23 protein-coding genes are annotated in these 22,352 nt (G+C 64.4%); 16 read left to right on the top strand and 7 right to left on the bottom strand.

The features are described from left to right. Window positions 1–298 precede the first annotated feature (298 nt). From OE747_RS11115 to OE747_RS11105, 3 genes are all read left to right on the top strand, one after another. On the top strand, window positions 299–502 hold the full coding sequence (locus OE747_RS11115) for a hypothetical protein (protein WP_263828672.1): 204 nt from the start codon (window positions 299–301) through the stop codon (window positions 500–502). A gap of 120 nt (window positions 503–622) precedes the next feature. Next, window positions 623–2,668, top strand: a complete 2,046-nt coding sequence (locus OE747_RS11110; RefSeq protein ID WP_263828671.1) for an acetyl-CoA carboxylase biotin carboxylase subunit — start codon at window positions 623–625, stop codon at window positions 2,666–2,668. Window positions 2,669–2,672: 4 nt separating this feature from the next. Then, on the top strand, window positions 2,673–3,194 hold the full coding sequence (locus tag OE747_RS11105; protein ID WP_263828670.1) for a hypothetical protein: 522 nt from the start codon (window positions 2,673–2,675) through the stop codon (window positions 3,192–3,194). Between the two features lie 16 nt (window positions 3,195–3,210). Here OE747_RS11105 and OE747_RS11100 read toward each other — a convergent pair whose 3' ends face one another. Beyond that, a complete protein-coding gene (locus OE747_RS11100; RefSeq protein ID WP_263828669.1) occupies window positions 3,211–3,657 on the bottom strand; it encodes a DUF4174 domain-containing protein in 447 nt (148 codons plus the stop codon). 108 nt (window positions 3,658–3,765) lie between these two features. Between OE747_RS11100 and OE747_RS11095 the strand changes: the two genes are divergently transcribed. The 10 genes from OE747_RS11095 (at window position 3,766) to OE747_RS11050 (ending at window position 13,501) form a co-directional block, all read left to right on the top strand. Beyond that, window positions 3,766–4,761 (top strand): hypothetical protein, encoded by a 996-nt coding sequence (locus OE747_RS11095; RefSeq protein WP_263828668.1) that lies wholly within the window; start codon window positions 3,766–3,768, stop codon window positions 4,759–4,761. Continuing rightward, complete coding sequence (gene scpA, locus OE747_RS11090; protein ID WP_263828667.1) at window positions 4,727–6,844, top strand: methylmalonyl-CoA mutase; 2,118 nt, start codon at window positions 4,727–4,729, stop codon at window positions 6,842–6,844. Before OE747_RS11095 ends, scpA begins: the two co-directional genes overlap by 35 nt. Before the next feature lie 720 nt (window positions 6,845–7,564). Next, on the top strand, window positions 7,565–8,020 hold the full coding sequence (locus OE747_RS11085; protein ID WP_263828666.1) for an MAPEG family protein: 456 nt from the start codon (window positions 7,565–7,567) through the stop codon (window positions 8,018–8,020). A 153-nt stretch (window positions 8,021–8,173) separates the two neighbouring features. Further along, the gene (locus OE747_RS11080; RefSeq protein ID WP_263828665.1) at window positions 8,174–8,776 is read left to right on the top strand and encodes a VOC family protein; all 603 of its coding nucleotides are present in this window, start codon (window positions 8,174–8,176) and stop codon (window positions 8,774–8,776) included. After that, window positions 8,773–9,297, top strand: a complete 525-nt coding sequence (locus OE747_RS11075) for a GNAT family N-acetyltransferase (protein WP_263828664.1) — start codon at window positions 8,773–8,775, stop codon at window positions 9,295–9,297. Before OE747_RS11080 ends, OE747_RS11075 begins: the two co-directional genes overlap by 4 nt. 9 nt (window positions 9,298–9,306) lie before the next feature. Further along, entirely contained in the window at window positions 9,307–9,987 is a 681-nt protein-coding gene (locus OE747_RS11070) for a molecular chaperone DjiA (protein WP_263828663.1), read from the top strand. Window positions 9,988–9,991: 4 nt separating this feature from the next. Beyond that, window positions 9,992–11,005, top strand: a complete 1,014-nt coding sequence (locus OE747_RS11065) for an endonuclease/exonuclease/phosphatase family protein (protein ID WP_263828662.1) — start codon at window positions 9,992–9,994, stop codon at window positions 11,003–11,005. A 38-nt stretch (window positions 11,006–11,043) separates the two neighbouring features. Then, a complete protein-coding gene (locus OE747_RS11060; protein ID WP_263828661.1) occupies window positions 11,044–11,433 on the top strand; it encodes a hypothetical protein in 390 nt (129 codons plus the stop codon). Window positions 11,434–11,670: 237 nt separating this feature from the next. Then, the gene (locus OE747_RS11055; RefSeq protein ID WP_263828660.1) at window positions 11,671–12,543 is read left to right on the top strand and encodes a homocysteine S-methyltransferase family protein; all 873 of its coding nucleotides are present in this window, start codon (window positions 11,671–11,673) and stop codon (window positions 12,541–12,543) included. A gap of 427 nt (window positions 12,544–12,970) precedes the next feature. Continuing rightward, window positions 12,971–13,501, top strand: a complete 531-nt coding sequence (locus OE747_RS11050; RefSeq protein ID WP_263828659.1) for a hypothetical protein — start codon at window positions 12,971–12,973, stop codon at window positions 13,499–13,501. Window positions 13,502–13,952: 451 nt separating this feature from the next. On the opposite strand, the gene OE747_RS11045 is transcribed toward OE747_RS11050, so the two are convergent. The 4 genes from OE747_RS11045 to OE747_RS11030 all read right to left on the bottom strand — a co-directional run bounded on the left by OE747_RS11045 (window position 13,953) and on the right by OE747_RS11030 (window position 18,181). After that, a complete protein-coding gene (locus OE747_RS11045; protein WP_263828658.1) occupies window positions 13,953–14,648 on the bottom strand; it encodes a hypothetical protein in 696 nt (231 codons plus the stop codon). A 187-nt stretch (window positions 14,649–14,835) separates the two neighbouring features. Beyond that, complete coding sequence (locus OE747_RS11040) at window positions 14,836–16,380, bottom strand: Ppx/GppA family phosphatase (RefSeq protein WP_263828657.1); 1,545 nt, start codon at window positions 16,378–16,380, stop codon at window positions 14,836–14,838. A gap of 49 nt (window positions 16,381–16,429) precedes the next feature. Then, complete coding sequence (locus OE747_RS11035) at window positions 16,430–17,113, bottom strand: P-loop NTPase family protein (protein ID WP_263828656.1); 684 nt, start codon at window positions 17,111–17,113, stop codon at window positions 16,430–16,432. Continuing rightward, complete coding sequence (locus tag OE747_RS11030) at window positions 17,114–18,181, bottom strand: AI-2E family transporter (RefSeq protein ID WP_263828655.1); 1,068 nt, start codon at window positions 18,179–18,181, stop codon at window positions 17,114–17,116. A 134-nt stretch (window positions 18,182–18,315) separates the two neighbouring features. Between OE747_RS11030 and OE747_RS11025 the strand changes: the two genes are divergently transcribed. Together OE747_RS11025 and proS are read left to right on the top strand one after the other, a co-directional pair. Then, window positions 18,316–19,128: a helix-turn-helix transcriptional regulator gene (locus OE747_RS11025; RefSeq protein WP_263828654.1), complete on the top strand. Its 813-nt coding sequence runs from the start codon at window positions 18,316–18,318 to the stop codon at window positions 19,126–19,128. Between the two features lie 312 nt (window positions 19,129–19,440). Next, on the top strand, window positions 19,441–20,835 hold the full coding sequence (proS, locus tag OE747_RS11020) for a proline--tRNA ligase (protein WP_263828653.1): 1,395 nt from the start codon (window positions 19,441–19,443) through the stop codon (window positions 20,833–20,835). A gap of 42 nt (window positions 20,836–20,877) precedes the next feature. On the opposite strand, the gene OE747_RS11015 is transcribed toward proS, so the two are convergent. Further along, complete coding sequence (locus tag OE747_RS11015) at window positions 20,878–21,231, bottom strand: hypothetical protein (RefSeq protein WP_263828652.1); 354 nt, start codon at window positions 21,229–21,231, stop codon at window positions 20,878–20,880. Window positions 21,232–21,415: 184 nt separating this feature from the next. Then, window positions 21,416–21,820, bottom strand: a complete 405-nt coding sequence (locus tag OE747_RS11010) for a hypothetical protein (RefSeq protein WP_263828651.1) — start codon at window positions 21,818–21,820, stop codon at window positions 21,416–21,418. 79 nt (window positions 21,821–21,899) lie between these two features. Here OE747_RS11010 and OE747_RS11005 point away from each other — a divergent pair, with 79 nt between their 5' ends. Further along, window positions 21,900–22,295 (top strand): MerR family transcriptional regulator, encoded by a 396-nt coding sequence (locus tag OE747_RS11005; RefSeq protein WP_263828650.1) that lies wholly within the window; start codon window positions 21,900–21,902, stop codon window positions 22,293–22,295. Window positions 22,296–22,352 lie beyond the last annotated feature (57 nt).

Below are 22,352 nucleotides of genomic sequence, written 5' to 3'. Positions count from 1 at the left end.
GGGGCTTGGCGGCGCGTCGCGTTTGCGCCAGCCTGCGGGATGTGACCGGCTCTGAACTGCCTGCGCCGGTCGCACACCTACTATTCCGTACCCCTTCCCTAAGCGGGCGGTCCGATCCCCCAAGTATCGAACCGCTCGCCTTTTTCCCGGTTTCGTTTCGGCCCGGATCGGCGGAAATCCCCCAGCATAAGCAACAAGTTGCGCACCCTGTCGTGGCACGGTTCTTTGACTTGCGCGCGCCTGTCCTGCGGGTAGAGGATCGGTCCGAAAACTCGGACCAAACCGAAGGATGGGCAGGATGTACAAACCGAAACTCATTGTCGGCCTGGCGCTGTGCGCGGGCCTTGCCGCTTGTGGCGAAACCCAGACCGAACAGGCGCTTTATGGCGGTAGCGCGGGCTTGCTCACCTCGCTTGTCCTCGATGGCAACCCGGTCGTGGGCGCCGCTGCCGGCGCCGCGGGCAACCTTCTCTATTGCAAGGTGCAAAACACCTGCAACTGATGCCGTAATCATCACCCGGGCCGCACACGGTCCGGCCGCATTCGCGTGGAACGCCGTGTCGGGCCTGATGGCCCGGGGCGGCGTTTTGCGTTCCGACTTTCCCAAGACAGAGGACATCGCATGTTCAACAAGATCCTGATCGCCAACCGGGGCGAAATTGCCTGCCGGGTCATCAAGACGGCGCGCAAGATGGGCATTTCCACCGTCGCCATCTATTCGGATGCCGACAAGCAGGCGCTGCATGTGCAGATGGCCGACGAGGCGGTGCATATCGGCCCGCCGCCCGCCAACCAGTCCTATATCGTCATCGACAAGGTGATGGCGGCGATCAAGGCGACCGGCGCCCAGGCGGTGCATCCGGGCTATGGCTTCCTGTCCGAGAACTCGAAATTCGCCGAGGCGCTGGATGCCGCCGGTGTCATCTTTGTCGGGCCCCCCAAGGGCGCCATCGAGGCGATGGGCGACAAGATCACCTCGAAGAAGATCGCCCAGGAGGCGGGCGTGTCCACCGTTCCGGGCTACATGGGCCTGATCGCCGATGCCGACGAGGCAGTGAAGATCTCGAACGAGATCGGCTACCCGGTGATGATCAAGGCCTCCGCCGGGGGCGGCGGCAAGGGCATGCGGATCGCGTGGAACGATCAGGAGGCGCGCGAAGGCTTCCAGAGCTCCAAGAACGAGGCGGCGAACTCCTTTGGGGATGACCGGATCTTCATCGAGAAATTCGTCACCCAGCCGCGCCATATCGAGATTCAGGTGCTGTGCGACAGCCATGGCAACGGCATCTATCTGGGCGAGCGGGAATGCTCGATCCAGCGCCGTAACCAGAAGGTCGTCGAAGAGGCGCCCAGCCCCTTCCTCGACGAGGCCACCCGCCGCGCAATGGGCGAACAGGCCGTGGCATTGGCCAAGGCCGTGGGCTATGCCAGCGCGGGCACCGTGGAATTCATCGTCGACGGGCAGAAGAACTTCTACTTCCTCGAGATGAACACCCGCCTTCAGGTGGAACACCCGGTGACCGAGCTGATCACCGGCGTCGATCTGGTGGAACAGATGATCCGCGTGGCGGCGGGCGAGCCGCTCAGCATCACCCAGGACGATGTGAAACTCACCGGCTGGGCCATCGAGAACCGGCTTTACGCCGAGGATCCTTATCGCGGCTTCCTGCCCTCGATCGGTCGTCTGACCCGTTATCGTCCCCCGGCGGAGACCGCCGCCGGTCCGATGCTGGTCAATGGCAAATGGCAGGGGGACGCGCCCACGGGCGAGGCAGCGGTGCGCAACGATACCGGCGTCTACGAAGGCGGCGAGATCTCGATGTACTACGACCCGATGATCGCCAAGCTCTGCACCTGGGCACCGACCCGTGCCGCCGCGATTGAGGCGATGCGCATCGCGCTCGACAGTTTCGAGGTCGAAGGCATCGGTCACAACCTGCCGTTCCTCAGCGCGGTGATGGACCACCCGAAATTCATCTCGGGCGACATGACCACGGCCTTTATCGCCGAGGAATATCCCGAAGGCTTCGAAGGCGTGACGCTGCCTGAAACCGACCTGCGCCGCGTGGCCGCTGCCGCCGCCGCGATGCACCGCGTGGCCGAGATCCGGCGCACCCGTGTCTCGGGTCGGATGGACAATCACGAGCGCCGCGTCGGCACCGAATGGGTGGTCAGCCTGCAAGGCAGCGATTTCCCCGTGCATATCGACGCCGACCATGACGGCTCCACCGTCACCTTTCAGGGCGGCGGCGCAATGCGGGTCACCAGCGACTGGACCCCGGGCGACCAACTGGCCAAGCTCAGCGTCGATGGCGCGCCTCTGGTGCTCAAGGCGGGCAAGATCTCGGGCGGCTTCCGCATCCGCACCCGGGGCGCCGACCTCAAGGTCCATGTGCGCACCCCGCGCCAGGCCGAGCTGGCCAAGCTCATGCCCGAGAAACTGCCGCCCGACACCTCGAAACTGCTGCTCTGCCCGATGCCCGGCCTGATCGTGAAGGTCGATGTCGAAGTGGGCCAGGAGGTTCAGGAAGGTCAGGCGCTCTGCACCGTCGAGGCGATGAAGATGGAAAACATCCTGCGCGCCGAGAAAAAGGGTGTGGTCGCCAAGATCAACGCAGGCCCCGGCGACAGCCTTGCTGTTGACGATGTGATCATGGAGTTCGAGTAACCCCATGTTCGGGGCACGCCCATATCCTCGCGGTGTCCGGCCACTGGCCGCGCTGGCCCTTCTGGGGCTGGCGGCCTGTGCGCTCGACCGCGAGGCCGAGGTGCGTGCCCAACTCGGCGGCTGGATGCCGCTGGGCGATACGCTCTATTTCGACTCCAAGCTGGAATGCACCGCCGGGGTCTTCGCCACGCAGGCTGATTTTCTCCAAGGCAAGGTGCGCACCGTATCGACCCTGCATGACGGTCTGGCCGCTTTGTCGAAAGAGATCGTCGTCGCCTTTGAGCTGGCGGGCGAGACCCCCGACCGGGTCTCGCAGTTGGTGATGTCGGCGGATCTGCCCAAGGGGCTGGGTGTCCTTTCCTCGGGCCTCAGCGCCCGTGCCTGCATGGACGAGGCCACCAAATCGGCCTATCTGGGCGCCCTGCAATCGCCCGCCGCATTGCTGGTTTTTGCGCCGGAAAACAACGCACTGGTGATCCTCGACCGGGACCGGCGGCAAGTCTTCTTTGCCCGGGGGGACGTGTGATGGCCGCCCGCGCGCCTCAGTTCAGCCCGCGCCGCTCGCGCACTTCCTGTTCGCGGGTCGGCATCTTGTCGATGGTACGGGTCAGCTCGCGCACGCTCCAGGGCGTGGGCTTGCGCAGCTTGACGCCGCCGTCCTTGTCGAGCACCACCAGAGCAAAGCCGCGCGGGCGCAGTTTTTGCCGTAATGGTGCACGCGCTGACGGGTCGGTATCGGTCAGCACCACGACATCGCGCTCCTCCAGCATCATCAGCCCGTCGCGCAGCATTTCCATCTGCTGGTGGAACCGCGGATCCGCATCGGTGTCGGCAAACACGACGATGGGCCGCTTTATCCATAAAAATTCGCTCAAATCGCTGTCACCGGCAGGCCGGATGAGGTCCTGCTCGGCAGGCTGCGCGGCGTCCGCGGCCCAACCCGACACCGGAAGTAAGGCAAGGAAAACAAGGGCGAATAGTCGTTTCATGCGGTCTCCTGTCCCGTTCAATATAAACGTGGACGGGGCGATTGCGACTGTCCAGATGCGCAGGGGCCGCAAAAAGTTTAACGTTAATCGCTTCGTCAGGGGTTCGGCATGACTGTCGTCACGTTCCCCAACCCGCGACCGGCCCGCATGGCCGGCCAGAAAGGCGAAGCCATGGACGTTATCCTGCATCTCGGCGCGCACCGCTGCGCCACCACCACCTTTCAGCACTACATGCGCCAGAACGCCGAGCGTCTGGCCCGCGACGGCACCGGATTCTGGGGACCGCACCGTACCCGCACGGGCCTGTTTCGCGGCATCCTGCCCGGACCGTCCATCGCCACCGGCCGCGACCCGCGCCGCCGCGCCGTGGGACGCGTGCGCCTGAACCTGTCCCGCAGCGCGCTCTCGGGCACCCGGCGGCTCTTGGTCAGCGAAGAGAACATGCTGGGTTCCATGCGCGAGAACCTGCGTCAGGCCGCGCTCTACCCCTCGGCTGGCGAACGGCTGGCGCGCTATGGCCAGGCCTTTGACGGGCAGGTCACCGACGTGCTGCTCAACATCCGGTCACAGGATCATTGGTGGGCCTCGGCGCTGGGCTATGGTCTGGCGCGCGGCTTCGGCCTGCCGTCGCTGGTGGCGCTGGACTGGATCGCACGCAATCCGCGCGGCTGGCGCGACGTGATCACCGATGTCGCCTGCGCCCTGCCGGGCGCACGCATCTGGGTCTTGCCGTTCGAGATCTTTGCAGGCCGTCCCGAGGCGCAGCTGGCCACCGTCACCGGCCGCCCGGCGCCGCGCGAACACAGCCGCGAGCGCCTGAACCCCACGCCGGACCTGGCCGCGCTGCGCGGCCTGCTGCCCCCCGCTCTGGCGGCGCAACTGCCCAAGGGCGAGGGGCGCTGGACCCCGTTCGCCCCGGATCAGGCCGCCGCCCTGCGCGAGGCCTATGCCGACGACCTGATGTGGCTGGCCGCCGGGGCCGATGGCCTGGCCTGGCTGGTCGACGATCTGAACAAGAAAACGGCGGGGCAAACCCCGCCAACCCCCGATTTGACAAGAGGAAAACGCAATGACCAAGACCGACGATTGGCGGGCGCTGGCTGAGAAAGAGCTGCGCGGACGCCCCGTTGACGACCTGACCTGGAATACGCTCGAAGGCATCGGGGTCAAGCCGCTCTATACCGCCGAGGACACCGCGGACCTGCCGCACATGGCCTCGCTGCCGGGCTTTGCTCCGTTCACCCGCGGCGTCAAGGCAACCATGTATGCAGGCCGCCCCTGGACCATCCGGCAATATGCCGGTTTCTCCACCGCCGAGGAATCGAACGCCTTCTACCGCCGCAACCTGGCCGCCGGTCAGCAGGGCGTCTCGGTCGCCTTCGACCTGGCCACCCATCGCGGCTATGACAGCGACCACCCCCGCGTGGTGGGCGACGTCGGCAAGGCCGGCGTCGCCATCGACAGCGTCGAGGACATGAAGATCCTGTTCGACGGTATCCCGCTCGACAAGGTCTCGGTTTCGATGACGATGAACGGCGCAGTGATCCCGATCCTGGCCAGCTTCATCGTCGCGGGCGAAGAGCAGGGCCATGACAAGTCGGTGCTGTCGGGGACCATCCAGAACGACATCCTGAAAGAGTTCATGGTCCGCAACACCTATATCTATCCGCCCGAGCCCTCGATGCGGATCATCTCGGACATCATCGGATATACCTCCGATCACATGCCCAAGTTCAACTCGATCTCGATCTCGGGCTATCACATGCAGGAGGCCGGGGCGAACCTGGTGCAGGAACTGGCCTATACCCTGGCCGACGGGCGCGAATATGTGCGCGCCGCCATCGAGGCGGGCATGGACGTGGACAAGTTCGCAGGCCGCCTGTCGTTCTTCTTTGCCATCGGCATGAACTTCTTCATGGAGATTGCCAAACTGCGCGCCGCGCGCACGCTCTGGCACCGCATCATGACCGAATTCGGCGCAAAATCCGAACGTTCCAAGATGCTGCGCACCCATTGCCAGACCTCGGGCGTCAGCTTGCAGGAACAGGACCCCTATAACAACGTGATCCGCACGGCGTACGAGGCGATGAGCGCGGTCCTGGGCGGCACCCAGTCGCTGCACACCAACGCGCTCGACGAGGCGATTGCGCTGCCCACCGATTTTTCTGCCCGCATCGCCCGCAATACCCAGCTGGTGCTGCAGGAGGAGACCGGCGTGACCAAGGTGGTCGATCCGTTGGCGGGCTCGTACTACGTCGAAAGCCTGACCAACAACCTGATCGAGAAAGCCTGGGCGCTGATCCAGGAGGTCGAGGAGATGGGCGGCATGACCAAGGCCGTGGCCAGTGGCATGCCCAAGCTCCGCATCGAGGAAAGTGCCGCCCGCCGCCAGGCGATGATCGACCGCGGCGAAGAGGTGATCGTCGGTGTCAACAAGTACCGCAAGGACCGCGAAGACCCGATCGACATTCTCGACGTCGACAACATGGCGGTGCGCGACGCCCAGATCGCCCGGCTGGAGCGTATCCGCAGCAGCCGCGACGAGGCGGCCTGTGCTGCCGCACTGGAAGAGATCAGCCGCCGCGCAAAAGAGGGCGGTAACCTGCTCGAGGCCGCCGTCGAGGCGGCCCGCGCCCGGGCATCTGTCGGAGAGATCAGCATGGCGATGGAAAAGGAATTCGGCCGTCACCGCGCCGAGGTGAAAACGCTCGCGGGCGTATACGGGGCCGCCTACGAAGGCGATGAAGGCTTTGCCGCCATCCAGCGCGATGTCGAGGCCTTCGCCGAGGCCGAAGGCCGCCGCCCGCGCATGCTGGTGGTCAAGATGGGCCAGGACGGCCACGACCGGGGTGCCAAGGTGATCGCCACCGCGTTCGCTGATATCGGTTTCGACGTCGACGTGGGTCCGCTGTTCCAGACGCCAGCCGAGGCGGCGCAGGATGCCATCGACAATGACGTCCACGTGGTCGGCATCTCCAGCCAGGCGGCGGGCCACAAGACGCTGGCGCCGCAACTGGTCGAGGAGCTGAAGAAGGCGGGTGCCGAGGATATCATCGTGATCTGCGGCGGGGTGATCCCGCAGCAGGACTACCAGTTCCTTTATGACAGGGGCGTCAAGGCGATCTTCGGCCCCGGCACCAATATTCCCGAGGCGGCGCGGGATATCCTGAAACTGGTGCGCAGCTGAGGCTATCGGGGCAGGGCGCGCTCCCGCGCCCGCGGGTGCCTGCCCTGCGGGCAGCCCCCCTGGCGGCCTTGGGCCGGGCAGCCGGCTCTGCCGGCTGCGGCATCGCGCGCCAGCGCGATGCCATGCCCAACGGGCGCGGCCATGCCTTTGGCATGGTTGGCGCCGGGCGGGAGGGCCTATGGCCGGGGGAAAGCCCGGGCGATGCCCGCCGGATGATTGCAGGTGGTCGGACGGGCCGTGGCAAAGCGCCAGCGCGGTGGTCAAAGCAGCCGGAGCGACAAGCTTTGTCCTAATCTGTGCGGCGTGATCCTGAAGGAGGATTGCCACTTCCTCTATGACAAGGGCGTCAAGGCCACCTTTGGCCCCGGGACCAACGACCCCAAGGCGGCGCGCGATATCCTGAAACTGGTGCACCGCTCAGGTTATCGGGGCAGGGCGCGCTCCCGCGCCCGCGGGTGCCTGCCCTGCGGGCAGCTCCCCTTGCGGCCTTGGGCCGGGCAGCCGGCTCTGCCGGCTGCGGCATCGCGCGCCAGCGCGATGCCATGCCCAACGGGCGCGGCCATGCATTTGGCATGGTTGGCGCCGGGCGGGAGGGCCTGTGGCCGGGGGAAAGCCCGGGCGATGCCCGCCGGATGATCCCCGACCGGTCTTGGCAAAGCGCGCGCGCGGTGATTGAGTTGCGCCATGCTGCGATCCAGACGTTCCACAATCCTTGCCGGCATGGCCGCGGGCCTCCTCTGGGCGATTGTCCTGGTGGGCGGTCCGCAATGGGCCGGCTTGCCCTATCTGCCCGCGACACTTGCCTTGCCCGGGGCTTTCCTTGCGCCGGGCCTGGTTCTGGCCCTGATGATCGGGCGGCTGGCACAGCGGCGGTTTTTCGACGATGCGATCATTGACGGGCAGCCCTTTGCCCCCGGTTCTGCGGCCGATATCGACCAGCGGGTGCTGGTCAACACCGTCGAACAATTGGTGCTGGCGCTGGCGATCTGGCCCTTTGCCGCGATGACCCTGGGCGGCGCGGTGGCTATTGCCCTGGGCCTCGGCTTTGCGCTGATGCGGCTCCTGTTCTGGCTGGGTTACCACCTGTCGCCGCCGCTCCGGGGGGTGGGCTTTGCGGGTACCTTCTATCCCAGCGTGCTCGCTGGCCTCTGGTCGCTGGTGGCCTGGCTGGTATAGGGGCAGGGGGCTGTCTGCCCCCTCTTGCCCCTGCGGGGCAATTCACCCCCGAGAGTATTTCCGACCAGAAAGAAGCGCAAAATCCGGCAGACGGCTTGCACCAAGCGCGCGATTGCCGTTTCTGGGGGGCGTGAAACCCCGGGGGAGGAGCGCATGGAACTGGATCATTTCGCGGTGGCGGGGACGACGCTGGAGGCGGCTGTCGCCCATGTCGAAGACGCGTTGGGGGTGGCGATGCAACCGGGCGGACAGCACGCGCGCTTCGGTACCTGGAACCGGCTCCTGGGTCTGGCGGACGGTCTCTATCTGGAGGCGATCGCCATCGACCCGGCGGCGCCCGTGCCGGACCGGCCTCGCTGGTTCGACCTCGACCGCTTTCAGGGCGCGCCACGGCTGAGCAACTGGATCTGCCGGGTGACCGATCTCGACGCGGCGTTGGCCAGGGTGCCGCCGGGGGCGGGCGCACCGGTGGATCTGGAGCGCGGCGCGCTCCGCTGGCGCATGGCGGTGCCCGCAACCGGTATCCTGCCCTATGACGACCGCTTCCCGGCGCTGATCCAATGGCAGGGTTCGCTGCATCCGGCGGCGATGCTGGCCCCCTCGGGCTGTGCGTTGGAACGGCTGATCGTGACCCATCCGCAGGCCGCAGACCTGGCGGCGCTCTGCGGGTCGCTGCAACGGGTGGTGTTCGAGCCGGGGGCCTCGGGTCTCAGGGCCGAGATCAGGACGCCGCATGGGTTGAGGCTTCTCGAATGACCATCCGTCCCGCGACCGGGGCGGACGCCCCGGCGATCGCCGCGATCGCCAACCACTATGTGCGCGATACGCTGGTGACCTTTACCACCGATTTGCGCGCGCCCGAAAGCGTCGCCGCCGATATCGCCGCGCGCGCGCCTGCCTATCTGGTAGCCGAGGCCGAGGGTCGGGTCACCGGCTTTGCCACCTATGGTGTGTTCCGGACCGGCCCCGGCTATGCCCACACCCGCGAGCATACCATCCTGCTGGACCCCGATGCGCGCGGGCGCGGGCTGGGCCGGGCGCTGATGCTGGCATTGGAGCGCACAGCTCGCGACGCGGGCGTGCATGTCCTGGTGGGCGGTGTCTCGGGCGCCAATCCCGAAGGCTTGGCCTTTCACGCGGCCATGGGGTATCGCGAAGTGGGGCGCATGCCGCAGGTCGGCCGCAAGGCCGGGCAATGGCTCGATCTTGTGCTGGTGCAGAAAATTCTGCGCCCCAGCGACACCGCGCCCCCTGACACCGGCGGCCACACGGGGTAGGTTGAGCGCATGTCACTCTGGACCCGCATCACCGAGGCGCTGAGCGCGCTGACCCAGGGCGAAAGCCTGAGCGCCGTTTTCGAACGGCTGCGCACGCCGCCCGAGAAATCCGTAGCCTTTGCCATCGCCGTCATCGCGCTGGGCGCCAAGATGGCCAAGGCCGACGGCCAGGTCACCCGCGACGAGGTCACCGCCTTTCGCGAGGTGTTCCAGATCGCCCGCGATGACGAGGCCGGCGCCGCCCGCGTCTTCAACATGGCCCGAACCGATGTCGCCGGGTACCAGGATTACGCCCGCAAGATCAAAGGCATGTTCGCCGAGGACAGCACCGTGCTCTGCGACCTGATGGAAGGGCTGTTTCACATCGCTCTGGCCGACGGGTTCTATCACCCGGGCGAGAACGAGTTTCTCGAGGATGTTGCCCATATCTTCGGCCAGACCGACCAGCAGTTCAGCGCGCTCCGGGCGCGCTTTGTGCCCGACGCGCCCAAGGACCCCTATACCGTGCTGGGCGTCTCCCGCGACATGCCGATGGACGAGATCCGCAAGGTCTGGCGGCAGCTGGTACGCGACACCCATCCCGACGCGATGATGGCGCGCGGCGTGCCCGAAGAGGCGATCCGCCTGGCCGAGAAGAAGATGATCGACATCAACCGCGCCTGGGACGAGATCAAGGGCGCGAGGGTCTAGGGCGATGCGGCTGGCCACCTGGAATGTCGAGTGGTTCGCCAACCTGTTCGATCGCAACGACAAGCTTCTGCTGGACGACGAATGGTCGGGCCGCCACGACGTGACCCGCGCCCAGCAGATCGAGGCCATCGCCAAAGTGCTCACCGCGCTCGATGCCGACGCGGTGCTGATCGTCGAGGCGCCCAATACCGGGCGCACCCAGAACAGCGTGCGGGCGCTGACCGGCTTTGCCCGCGCCTTCGACCTGCGCACCAGCGCCGCCGTGATGGGGTTCGCCAACGAGACGCACCAGGAACTGGCGCTGCTCTATGATCCGGCCAGGCTGAGTGCGGTCCACGATCCGCAGGGCGAAGAGACCGGCAAGCGCGGCAGCGCCACGCCGCCCCGCTTCGACGGCACCTACCGGATCGACCTCGACATCGACGCGACCGAGGATCTGGTGCGCTTCTCGAAGCCGCCGCTGGAACTGGCCGTCACCACCGCCGCTGGCAACCGGTTCCGCCTGATCGGGGCGCATCTGAAATCCAAGGCGCCGCATGGCGCCGAAACCCGCGACGAGGCGATCCGCATCTCGATCCTGAACCGGCGCAAGCAATTGGCGCAGGCGATCTGGCTGCGCGAACGCATCGAGGCGCATCTGGGCCAGGGTGAGGACGTGATCCTGCTCGGGGATCTGAACGACGGGCCGGGGCTTGACGAGTTCGAACATCTTTTCGGTCGCTCCTCGGTCGAGATCCTGCTCGACGCCGGGCTCTTTGACCCCAACGCCGACAAGGCGCGACAGGTGCGGCCCGGCGCGCTGCCCAGCACCGCGCGCTTCCAGCTGCCCGGCAACGGGCGCTACCTTTCGGCGCTGCTCGATTACATCATGATCAGCAAGGGGCTGATGCCCCACCGCCCCGCCTGGCGCATCTGGCACCCGTTCGAGGATGCCGAATGCTGGCGGATGGAAGAACTGCGCGATGCGCTGCTGACCGCGTCGGACCATTTCCCGGTGGCGCTGGATATCGACATCTGAGCTTTGAAATCGCGGGCACGAATGCCTATCTTGGGCCCATGAGACCGCTCCTTGCCCTCGCCCTGACCCTGGGTCTGACCGCCCCGCTCTCCGCCACCGCGCAGGAGACGGACGAAGGCCGCTCGCTGATGGAACGCGGCGCGGAACTGTTCCTCAAGGGACTGCAACAGGAAATGGAACCGGCGCTACGGGACCTGCGCGACATGGCCGGCACCGTCGGCCCCTCGGTCCTGAGTTTCCTCGAACAGATGGGCCCGGCCATCGCCGACCTCGCCGACCGGGTCGAGGACTGGTCCGTCTACGAGATGCCCGAGATGCTGCCCAACGGCGACATCCTCATCCGCCGCAAACCAGCCCCGCCCGAGACACAGCCGGAGCACCCCGTTGAGCCTCTTGAGCCGACCCCGCCGGGGATGACGGATATTTGACCCGGAAAACGCCAAAGCAGACGCTCGCACATACGGGCCTCATTCACTGTTCCGCGGACGAAGTGTGCTTTCGCTGCGGCTGCGCCAATGACTGCTTCGTTCAAGGTGCATCAGTGACAAACTATGCATCTGTTGTTATGGTCTGAGGACAATTCAGGCGCTTGGTCCACGGCGATGTCAATTTATCGAGACTGTTTTCCTCCCGACAATGCCGACCTGTTCTTGGCCTACACTGGGATGGAAACCGACTTGATATTCAATCACGGCGTAGATTTGCCGGGTTTTGCCTCATACCCGCTTATGAAAACCGCGGAGGGTCGAGAGCTTCTCAAGGGATATCTGAAAGACCTGATCGCTCTAGGCAAAGAAACAGGTGTCGGTGTCATTCTAGAAAGCCCAACATGGGTTGCAAACCGAGATCGCGGGGCTGCGCTTGGGTACGCTTCCAGCGAACTCAAGAAGCTTAATCAAGATGCTATCGCCATGATGGCGACTGTACGGTCGGAAAGCGACCATGCTCCGACCGTCATCAGTGCAAATATTGGACCACGCGAAGATGCCTACGCCCCGGAAGCGCAAATGCACTCGGATGAGGCAGAACGCTATCACTCGGAGCAAATTTCGGCATTGGCAGAAACAGATGTGGATGTGATCAGCGGATACACTTTGGCATATCCATCCGAAGCGATTGGCATGGTCAGGGCGGCCCGCCGGTTTGGGCTTCCGGTGGTCATCTCTTTCACGGTGGAAACTGACGGGCGGTTGCCAACCGGAGAGTCACTAGAGGAAGCGATATCGGAGGTCGATGCTGCGACTGACAGCTATGCAGGCTACTTCATGATCAACTGCGCGCATCCTGAGCATTTCTCTGAAGTCCTAGAAGACGCACCCTGGATGCAGCGCGTAAGAGGTATCATTGCCAATGCCTCACGCTGTAGCCATGCTGAACTTGACGAAGCCGAAGAACTGGACGACGGCAATCCAACCGAGTTGGGTGTGCAGTTGTCAGAGATCAGACGAAGGTTCCCTCATATTAAGGTTTTGGGGGGATGTTGTGGCACCGACATGCGCCACATGAAGCAAATCGTGGCTGCTTCCCGCACACCTTAAGGCGACATTAGCCGCGCTGTAGAAGAATAGAGGTTTGGGCGCGAAGCCGACTTTCGCGGCAAGCCGGTGCAATGTCCGCTGTATTGCAATCCGGCCACGCAGTTCACTGTCCTGGGCGCCTTGGCATAGAGACGGCGTCATTCTGATCCGACTATACCACCCACGCCCGAGGCACAGCCGGAGCACCCCGTTGAGCCTCTTGAGCCGACCCCGCCGGGGATGACGGATATCTAGAACAGTAAACGCCAAAGTGGGCGCTTGCACATCCGGGCCTCATTCACTGTTCTGCGGACGATCCTGGCGCTTGCTGAGGAGCACGTTGCAGACAATTTGGGAATTTGTTGACTTGATACCAATCAATATTGACTCAGGTGCGACGTGATAGGTTTTCGACTTGTGTGCGAATGAAGGAGAAGCGGGGCCGAAAATGGGGAAGCTACTGATCTCTGGACTGATTGGTGGACTGATCGGATTCAGCGTGGAGTTCATTGTCGGTTTCTGGTCCGCTCGCAACAACTTCCTTCCTGATGGGTTTTGGTTGGTCGCAATTATCGCCACAATGATGCCATCACTACTTATAACATTGATTTTATATAATAATATAAACAAAATCCTTGTTCGTTACACGCCTTTCGTACAGCTCATTGCGTCCCTGATCTGGGGTTTGGCTTGTTCGATCATGACGGCAGTCCCGCTGTCTTTCGCACACGTCCCCCGAATGTGGATGGAAATGCTTCCTTGGATCACTCTGCACGTATATGCGATCTTGTTTTTCCCAATAGCAATGGTGTTTTGGTCAGCAACTGTCTTTGAAGCGCCAATGCCTTGGAAAAGACGAGATCAATCTAAGCTAGGGATGGTGATTCTGATTATCTCAGCAACTATCCTCGTCTCATCAGCAGTTGTTTATTATCTATGGCGCTTTGTCTTCCACACTTTGCCTTGGAACTCTATTTGACCTCCGCGTCTAGTTTGCAGACTTTGGTGCAGGCGTCTTGTGGGTTGGAGAATATCTTTTCAGAACCGGCATTTGGAGGACCGCTTCGGGCGCGAAGCCGACTTTCGCGGCAAGTCGGTGCAAGGTCCGCTGTATTGCAATCAGGCCACGCAGTTCACTGTCCTGGGCGCCTTGGCATAGAGACGGCGTCATTCTGATCCGACTATACCACCCACGCCCGAGGCACCGACACCCCAGGAGGACGGAAATTCAGGTGGCATCGTCAAAGCGGGCGCTGGCGCATCCTGATGTCAACGACCATCCAGCAGACAACCCCGACGTCGTGGTCTTACCTCCGCACCTACAGAAGCGGTTCTTATGCAAACCCGCGATATAGGTCCAAGGCCTATCACGTCGGTCATCTGATGTGACGCATGACGGCGCAACAAACAGGCACGGGTGAACCGGCCGGTCAGGCCTCGTTCAGCGTGTGTTGTGCGTAACCGGCCCAGAATGTCAGCCAGGCGGCGAAGCCCGACAGTTTCGAAAAGTCTTCAAGCCAATAGGCAATTGGGCCGTGGAGCCTGAACACGTCGACAAAGACCGAAAAGCCGAGCAAGGCGATGGCCGCAGCAAGCCCGCGCAGGTCGTAGCGGTCGGAACTGCGGTGCAGGTACCTCCAGATCGCAAGCGCCAGCAGACCGTAGACCGCGAATATCGCGACTTCGCCCAGGCGGGACGCTTGCTCGTGGATCATGAAGATATCGTCGATTGCCAGAACCGCCGACAAGACCGATACATGCGCAAGCACTCTGGTGTTACCGCGCCCCAGGGTGATTGACATCCAGGCGGCAAAGGCTGTCAGCGACGCGGTAGAGACCATGACAACTATGCCGATATGCGAGAAAAAGCCTACATACGGTGGATATTTGTAAGATGCGGCAGGGTCCCGGACAAGCAGTTCCAGCTCAATGCCGCGCAAACCGGCCACGATACCAATCACGGTGGCAATCACGAAAACGCATGCGCCAACGATCACGGCCGGTGCCGACCAGATCAGCGTTTCGGGCCAACGGGCACCCGCGATTTTGTTTTCCAAAGGGTAGACCACCAATCTTGTGTGCAGCTTCGTGCTTAAGAGAACAGTCGTCGCCGCCGATGTTACCACACAGAACTCCAATTGTCACAATATCTTCCAAATGCGCGCAAGGGAGCACGACCGTTCATACGCCGGAGAGGTATAAGCTCGGGTTCCAAGCAGCGGTTTGCCGGATGGTGGTGCAAGGTCCGCTTTTTCACAATCTGGCCGGTGGGTTCACAATGCCAGGCGTTCGGGTGCATGCGACGCGCCGCCCTCACTCCTCGATGAACACCTCCGAGGTCGCCCCCAGCGCCGAGACCAGCGACTGGAACCGCGCCTCGGCCACTTCGCCAAACAGTGCTGCGGCCTCTTTCGGCAGGTGCAGCTCCAGCCGGCGTTTCTTGGGGAACCAGGTCAGCCGCCCCATCCGCGCGTCGCGTTTCAGCCACAGCATCGCGCCGAACCGCATCGCCTTGCCCAGGGTCTCGGCCTGGGTCTGGCTCCGCTCGTCCAAGAGCGCATAGATCGGGTCGAACCGGTTGCCTTCGCGCTTGTTCTTGTAGCGGTGTTGCAGCGCCAGCCCGATGAACACCCGTTCCGAGTGCTTCAACCCGCCCAGATTGGCGCGGGTGACGTTGTCGAAACAGATCTCGGCGCGGTAATCGGGATGCGCCCGCCAGCTCACGTCATGCAGCAGGCAGGCCGCCTTGATCAGCCGCACCTGCGCGGGCGGGGCGGATTTGAACAGCGGCATCACAAACTCGAACAGCTGCTTGCCGAACCCGGGCAGGCGGGCATCCTTGGCCTCGGCGAAATAGCTCGCCTCGATCAGCGGATCGCGGTCACGCAGCCGCTGCGGCATCTGCTCGAACAGCAGCCCCTCGCGGATACCATACGAGGAAATGGCGATATCCTTGGGCTTGAAATCGCGGATCAGGCGGGTCAGCACGTCGATCGCATAGGGCACCAGCGATATCCGGGACGAGGACAGCCCGGTCTTGCTCCGCAGCTTCTCCAGGTCCGAGTTCTCGATGAACTTCACCGTCTCATGCACGTCGCGCACGGTCATGCGATATTCGTGCAGCACCTTCAGCGGATAGTTGCGCCGCAGCATGTCGATCCGCGCGATCGCCCGCCAGCTGCCGCCGACCAGGAACAGCCGGTCGCGCTGCGGCCCCAGCTGCGCCTTCAGCTCACCCATGACCTGCTTGATATGCGCCTTGCGCCCCTTGCGGCCGCCCTTGATGTCGCGCAGCTTCAGCGGTCCCAGCGGCGAGGTCACCCGCCGCCCCACCTGGTTGTTGGCGATCTCGGCCAGTTCCATCGATGACCCGCCGATATCGCAGATCAGCCCATAGGCGCCGGGCCAGCCCAACAGAACCCCCTGCGCCGACAGCCGTGCCTCCTCGTCGCCGTCGATCACCTGGATCTTCAGTCCCGTCTCGCGCAGCACCTCGTCGCAGAACGCGCGCCCGTCCTCGGCCTCGCGTACCGCGGCAGTGGCCACGGCGGCCAGCGGCGGCAGGTCCAGATCGCCCGCCAGATGCTGGAACCGGCGCAGAGCCGCCAGCGCCCGCACCCGGCCCTCGGGGTTCAGCCTGCCGGATTCAGACAGGCCCGCGCCGAGCGCACACATGATCTTCTCGTTGTAGAAATAAGCGGGCGACCGGGCGGCGCCATCGAACACCACCATCCGGACCGAGTTGGAGCCCACATCGACCACCCCGATTCGCGACAGGGCGCGGGCGCTTGGGTCGTTGAACAGCGGGCGGCCAAAAGGCCCCCAATCCGGGAGGGTCACTTCGGTAGGCTGGTTCATCTGGCCCTCGGTCTTGCTTGCCGCAGGATGCGGGATCGGCCCGCCCCGGTCAATTGCGCTCTCCCGCCGCACCTGCGGTCAGCACCCGCACCGCCAGCGCCCGGGTGATCTCGCGCCGTTCAGCCAGCGCCAGCCGGTCCAGCGCCGCGACATTGCGCGCGGCGGCCTCGAAACTGCGGTCCATGTGCTTGACCAGATAGGCGATCACCTCGGGCCCGGGATACAGCTGGCGGTCGATGAACAGTTTGGCCAGCACCGCGCCCAAAAGCGCATCGTCGGGCGGCTCCAGCGCCACATGCTGGGCACCCTCGATCCGGCTTGTCAGGTCGGGCAGGGTCAGGTTCCAGAACCCTGGCGCCGATTGCCCGGTCATCAACAGCGCATGCCCCTGCGCCAGCGTCAGGTTGTGCAGGTGAAACAGCAGCGCCTCGCGCGTGCCGTCCCCGGCAATCGCTGGCACGTCCTCGACCGCGACCGGGCCTGCTGCCAGCGCCGGGATCATCTCTTCGGTCAACTCCGCCGCCGCCACGATCCGGCCGCCGGTTTCGGCTGCCCAGACATGCGCCAGATGCGTCTTGCCCGCGCCCATGGGGCCGCTCAGCACCAGCTTTCCGCCGGGCCAGACCTGGGCCGAGATCATCGCCACCGCCAAGGCGTTGGCGGGCGAGACGAAAAAATCCTCCCGCCCCAGCGCGGTCATCGCAGGGAGGTCGAAGCTGAGTTGTCGGGCCATCTATTCCGTGTCCTGTCCCGCCAGCCCGCGATACAGGCGGCTCCCCAGATATTGCGCGGTGGCAAAGCGCGCCAAAACACCTAGCGCGGCGGCCACCGGCACCGCGACCAGCATGCCGACAAAGCCAAAGAGCGCGCCAAACACCGACAGCGCCAGCAACAGCCAGACCGGATGCAGCCCGACCGAACTGCCCACCAGCTTGGGCGTCAACAGATTGCCCTCGACCACCTGTCCAATGGCGAAAATCGCGGCCACCAGCCCGATGGAAAACCAGTCACCCCAGAACTGGAACAGCGCCAGACCGATGGCCAGCGCGCCGCCGATCAGCGCGCCGAGATAGGGGATGAAGGTCACCAGACCGGCGATCAGCCCCACCACTAGGCCGAATTGCAGCCCCACCAGCATCAGCGCCACCGCGTAATAGGTACCCAGGATCAGACAGACCGTTCCCATGCCACGCACGAACGAGGCCAGCACCGCGTCGATCTCTCCGGCCAGACGCCGGATCACCGGCGCATGGTCCAGCGGCAACAGCTGGTCGATGCGGGCGATCATCCGGTCCCAGTCCAGCAGCAGATAGACCGACACCACCGGCACGATCACCAGCAAAAGCACGACGTTGACCGCCGATCCGACCGATCCGGCGATGGTTTGCAGGAATTCGCCGGTGCGCGATTTCAGCATCTCGCCGACCGAGGCGATGATCTGATGCGCATTCGACCCCCGGTCCAGGACCGACGGGAAATGGGTGCTCACAAAGGTGCGGAAATCCTGGAACAGCTGCGGCAGCGTGTTCACCAGGTCGATCATCTGCGCCACCAGCACCGGCACGATCATCACCATGGTCAGCACGAACAGCAGCACCGAGGCGATGGTGATCACCGCCGTGGCCGCGCTGCGCGACAGGCCCCATTTCTCCAGCCGGTCGGCGACCGGATCGACGAAATAGGCGATCGCGCCCCCGATCACGAAGGGCAACAGCACGTCGCCCAGCAGATACAGCACCACGACGATCACCACCGTCGCGATGCCCCAGTATCTCAGTTGGTCCTTGACTGGCAAAGCCATGCCGACTCCGGTTCGATGGGTCCGATTTCGGTTTTCGCCGATGCGGGCGGGGCTTGCAAGCCTTCCTTCCTTCGGGAACCATGCCGGGCACCGCCCCTGGGGCCGTGTTACGGGTAATGGGTTGAGGCAAGGGAATGAGCAGCCAGGCAGACAGGCAGGCAGAACAGGCGCCAGAGGTTCTGGACCGGGTCAATCAGATCGCGATAGCGCCAGACATCGGCGCCGTCTGGGAACTGCTGGTCGCGGGGCTGCGGCGGTTCGGATTCGAACGGGTGAATTATGGCCTCACCCGGGGACGCGTCGGTACCAGCATCGGCGATCCGCAGGACGTGCTGTTTCTCAGCACCCACGCGCTGGACCGGGTGCGCGCGCATCACACATCGGGCCTCTACCGCCGCACCGCCGAATACCGCTGGGTGCTGGAAAACGTGGGGGCGGTATCCTGGGGCTGGGTCCATGCCGAACGCGCCGCCGGGCGGCTCTCGCCCGATGAATGCGCGGCGATGGACGAGATGGCGACCAGCCGCCGCCGTGCCGGCATCTCGGTCAGCTTCGCCGAGGGCGGCCGCCGCTGCAAGGGCGCCATGGGCCTCGCCGCCCCGGCGGGCGAAACCCAGGCCGCGCTCGATGCCCGCTGGCCCGAGGTTTCGGCCGCGGTGCTGGCGCTCTGCAACATCGCCCATCTCAAGATTTCGCAACTGCCGCTGCCGGTGCCGTGCGGCCGGCTCAGCCGCCGCCAGCGCGAACTGCTGGACTGGGTGGCCGACGGCAAGACCATGCAGGATATCCAGGTCCTGACCGGCCTGTCGCTCAGCGCCGTCGAGAAACACCTGCGCAAGGCGCGCGATACGCTGAGGGTCGAGACCACCGCCCAGGCGGTGGCCAAGGCGGCGCTGCTGAACCAGATGTTTGCCGGTCCGGTTCCGGACCCCGCCCCGTCACGATGAGGTTTTCCGCACTCGCCCCGGATGCTGCTCCGGTGCAGGGTGTCACGGCTTCGTGAGTGAGCAGGACCCGCGTGGGCCCGGCAGGACATTATCGCCTGTCTCCGGGTGCCGTCCCCTCCGGGTCCTGAGAACCGGGACATTTCCCCGGTGAGGCAACCGCGCCGGTCCTTCCCCAGGGACCGGCGCCTTGTTCCGCCCCGAACCGGGCAAAAACCGCCATACCGCCCGCCCGAAACCGCAGCAGGGCGATTGCCTGTCGCGGACCTTTGTCTTATTCCGCTCTGCAACGTTCCTTCACGAAAGACCCTGCCGATGCGCCTGTCGCGATACTTTCTGCCCGTTCTCAAGGAAAACCCCGCCGAGGCCCAGATCGTCAGCCACCGCCTGATGCTGCGCGCTGGCATGATCAAACAGGCCCAGGCGGGCATCTATTCCTGGCTGCCCTTGGGCTTCAAGGTGCTGCGCAAGCTGGAAAACATCGTGCACGAGGAGCAGATCCGCGCCGGCCACATCCCGATGCTGATGCCCACGCTGCAATCGGCCGATCTCTGGCGCGAAAGCGGCCGCTATGACGATTATGGCGAGGAAATGCTGCGCATCACCGACCGCCACGGCCGCGACATGCTCTTTGGCCCCACCAACGAGGAACTGATCACCGACATCTTCCGCGGCCATGTCAGCAGCTACAAGGACCTGCCGCTGACGCTTTACCACATCCAGTGGAAATTCCGCGACGAGATTCGCCCGCGCTTCGGTGTCATGCGCGGCCGCGAATTCCTGATGAAGGACGGCTACAACTTCGACCTCACCAAAGAGGACGCGCTGCATTCCTACAACCGCCACCTGGTCAGCTATATCCGCACCTACGAGCGGATGGGCCTTCAGGCGATCCCGATGCGCGCCGATTCTGGCCCGATCGGCGGCGACGACACTCATGAATTCCTGGTGCTTGCCGAGACCGGCGAGTCCGAGGTCTTCTATGACAGCAAGGTGACCGACATCCGCCTGGGCGAACGCGAGATCGACTATGACAGCGTCGAGCAGTGCCGCGCGGTGATGGAGGAGTTCACCTCGCTCTACGCCCGCACCGACGAAACCCATGACGAGGCGGTGTTCAACCAGATCCCCGAAGAACGCCGCCGCAGCGCGCGTGGCATCGAAGTGGGCCAGATCTTCTATTTCGGCACCAAATATTCCGACCCGATGGGCGCCACCGTGCAGGGCCCCGATGGCAAGCCGGTTCCGGTCCACATGGGCAGCCATGGCATCGGTGTCAGCCGCCTGATCGGCGCCATCATCGAGGCCAGCCATGACGACAAGGGCATCATCTGGCCCGAGGGCGTGACGCCGTTCCATTGCGGGATCGTCAACCTGAAACAGGGCGATGCCGAGGCCGACGCCGCCTGTGATCAGCTCTATGCCGCGCTGACCGCCATCGGGCTCGAGCCGCTCTATGACGACACCAACGAGCGGGCCGGGGGCAAGTTCGCCACCATGGACCTGATCGGCCTGCCGTGGCGCATCACCGTCGGGCCGCGCGGGCTGAAAAACGGGGTGGTGGAACTGACCAGTCGCAAGACCGGCGAAAGCGTCGAGCTGAGCCCGGAAGAGGCGGTCAGGAAGGTGGCGGAGATCTATGCGCCGCACCACCCGCATCTCGCCCGCGAAGAACCGATGGCTGGCCGGTCCTTCCACACCTGGCTGTAAGACGCTCAAGAGATGGGGGCGGGCCGCCAGCGGCCCGGATCCTCAGTGCATCGCGGCGCGGACGGGCGGGTTACGCATCAGGTACCCGTCCGCCGACCCACCCGGGGCGGCCTTGACACAAGGCCGGCCCAGGCGGCCGATCAGATGTTCGATGGTCAGGCCCAGAAACCGCAGCCCGCACAGGCGGGCGCCGGTTTCCGTTTCCGTAATGCAAAACGCACCCCCTCGAAACGCCAGGCCATAGCCGCGTTTCTGCATGGCGTCGATCAGTTCAGGCCAGGATTGCGCGGCCTCGAACAGCGGCAACATCACCGCCCGGATCAGGGCCGCGGTTTCGCAGTCGATCATTGCGGGCCCGTTCAGGGCCGCCACTGGCACGGTCTTTATCGCGTTCATGAGCACCTCTCTCGCGATGCCCCCCAAGTCTGGCTATGCTGGCAGTGTTGGCTTTCCGGTTCAAAACCTGCCTGTCCGGCGTGTTAATTTTGGTTAAAATCCGGGGTATTTCGGTGGCAAATTGCGACTTGTTGGCCACAATGTTTCCAACCCGGAAACGGCCGCCGCGCCCCGGGGCCAAAGCTTACACCGGTAACTCGCGCCGCAGCGGCAGCGATTGCAGGATCGCAAAACTCACTTCGATGACGAGAAACAGCCACAAGAGCGGGCTTGCCTCCGCCCAGAGCGCGTTCAGCATCCAGGCCGAGAACATCCAGCGCGCGCCCGCATCGTACCGCGCCAATCGCGGGTCGTCATGGACCAGCCGTACCAGCGACCAGACCACCACCACGCTGCCAAAGAAGTTCCCAAACAGCACCGCATAGACGGACAGGGCGGGCAGGGCGGCCAGCCCCAGCTGGCCATGCGCCCCGTCCAAGACGCTCCAGAACAGCGACAGGGTCAGGGGCGTTGCATAGGGCCAACTGACGGCCAGGTCATACCAGGCCGACAGGCGATAGATGTGGTGGAAACGGGAAGGGGTCAGCATTCGTCAGATCCTTTGCATATGGACGTTGAATGCGCCGGTCTCTAAACCTTGGACCTAAGTCCAGGGTCAAGAGGGTTTCATGCGGATCGGAGAATTGGCGGAACGCACCGGCGTGAGCTGTGACGCCTTGCGGCTCTACGAGCGGCAAGGGCTGATCCAGGCCGACCGCTGGCCCAACGGCTATCGCGACTTCTCTGACGAGGCCGAAGTGCTGGTGCGGCTGATCCGCCAGGCGCAAGGCCTGGGGTTTTCGCTGGCGGAAATCGGCGGGCTGTTGCGCGGACTTTCCGGTGGATTGAGCAGCGACCAGGTGGCCGAGGTTCTGACCGCCAAACTGGCCGAGATCGACGGGCGCATCTCGGCCCTCACCGATCTGCGCGCGCTGCTGGCCGCCCGCCTTGCCGATGCCTGCCCTCTGGGGCTGGACCGGCCGCGCGCGCCCGTTCTCCGCCGCAGGCGCACGTTGCGCGGATGACCGCCGTGGGGCTTTGTGAACCCTGAATTCGCGACGTACAAAACGGCACATTGCGGG

Source organism: Ruegeria aquimaris, from assembly GCF_025751555.1.
Lineage (GTDB): Bacteria > Pseudomonadota > Alphaproteobacteria > Rhodobacterales > Rhodobacteraceae > Ruegeria_B > Ruegeria_B aquimaris.
This window is presented reverse-complemented; position numbering and strand designations above follow the sequence as displayed.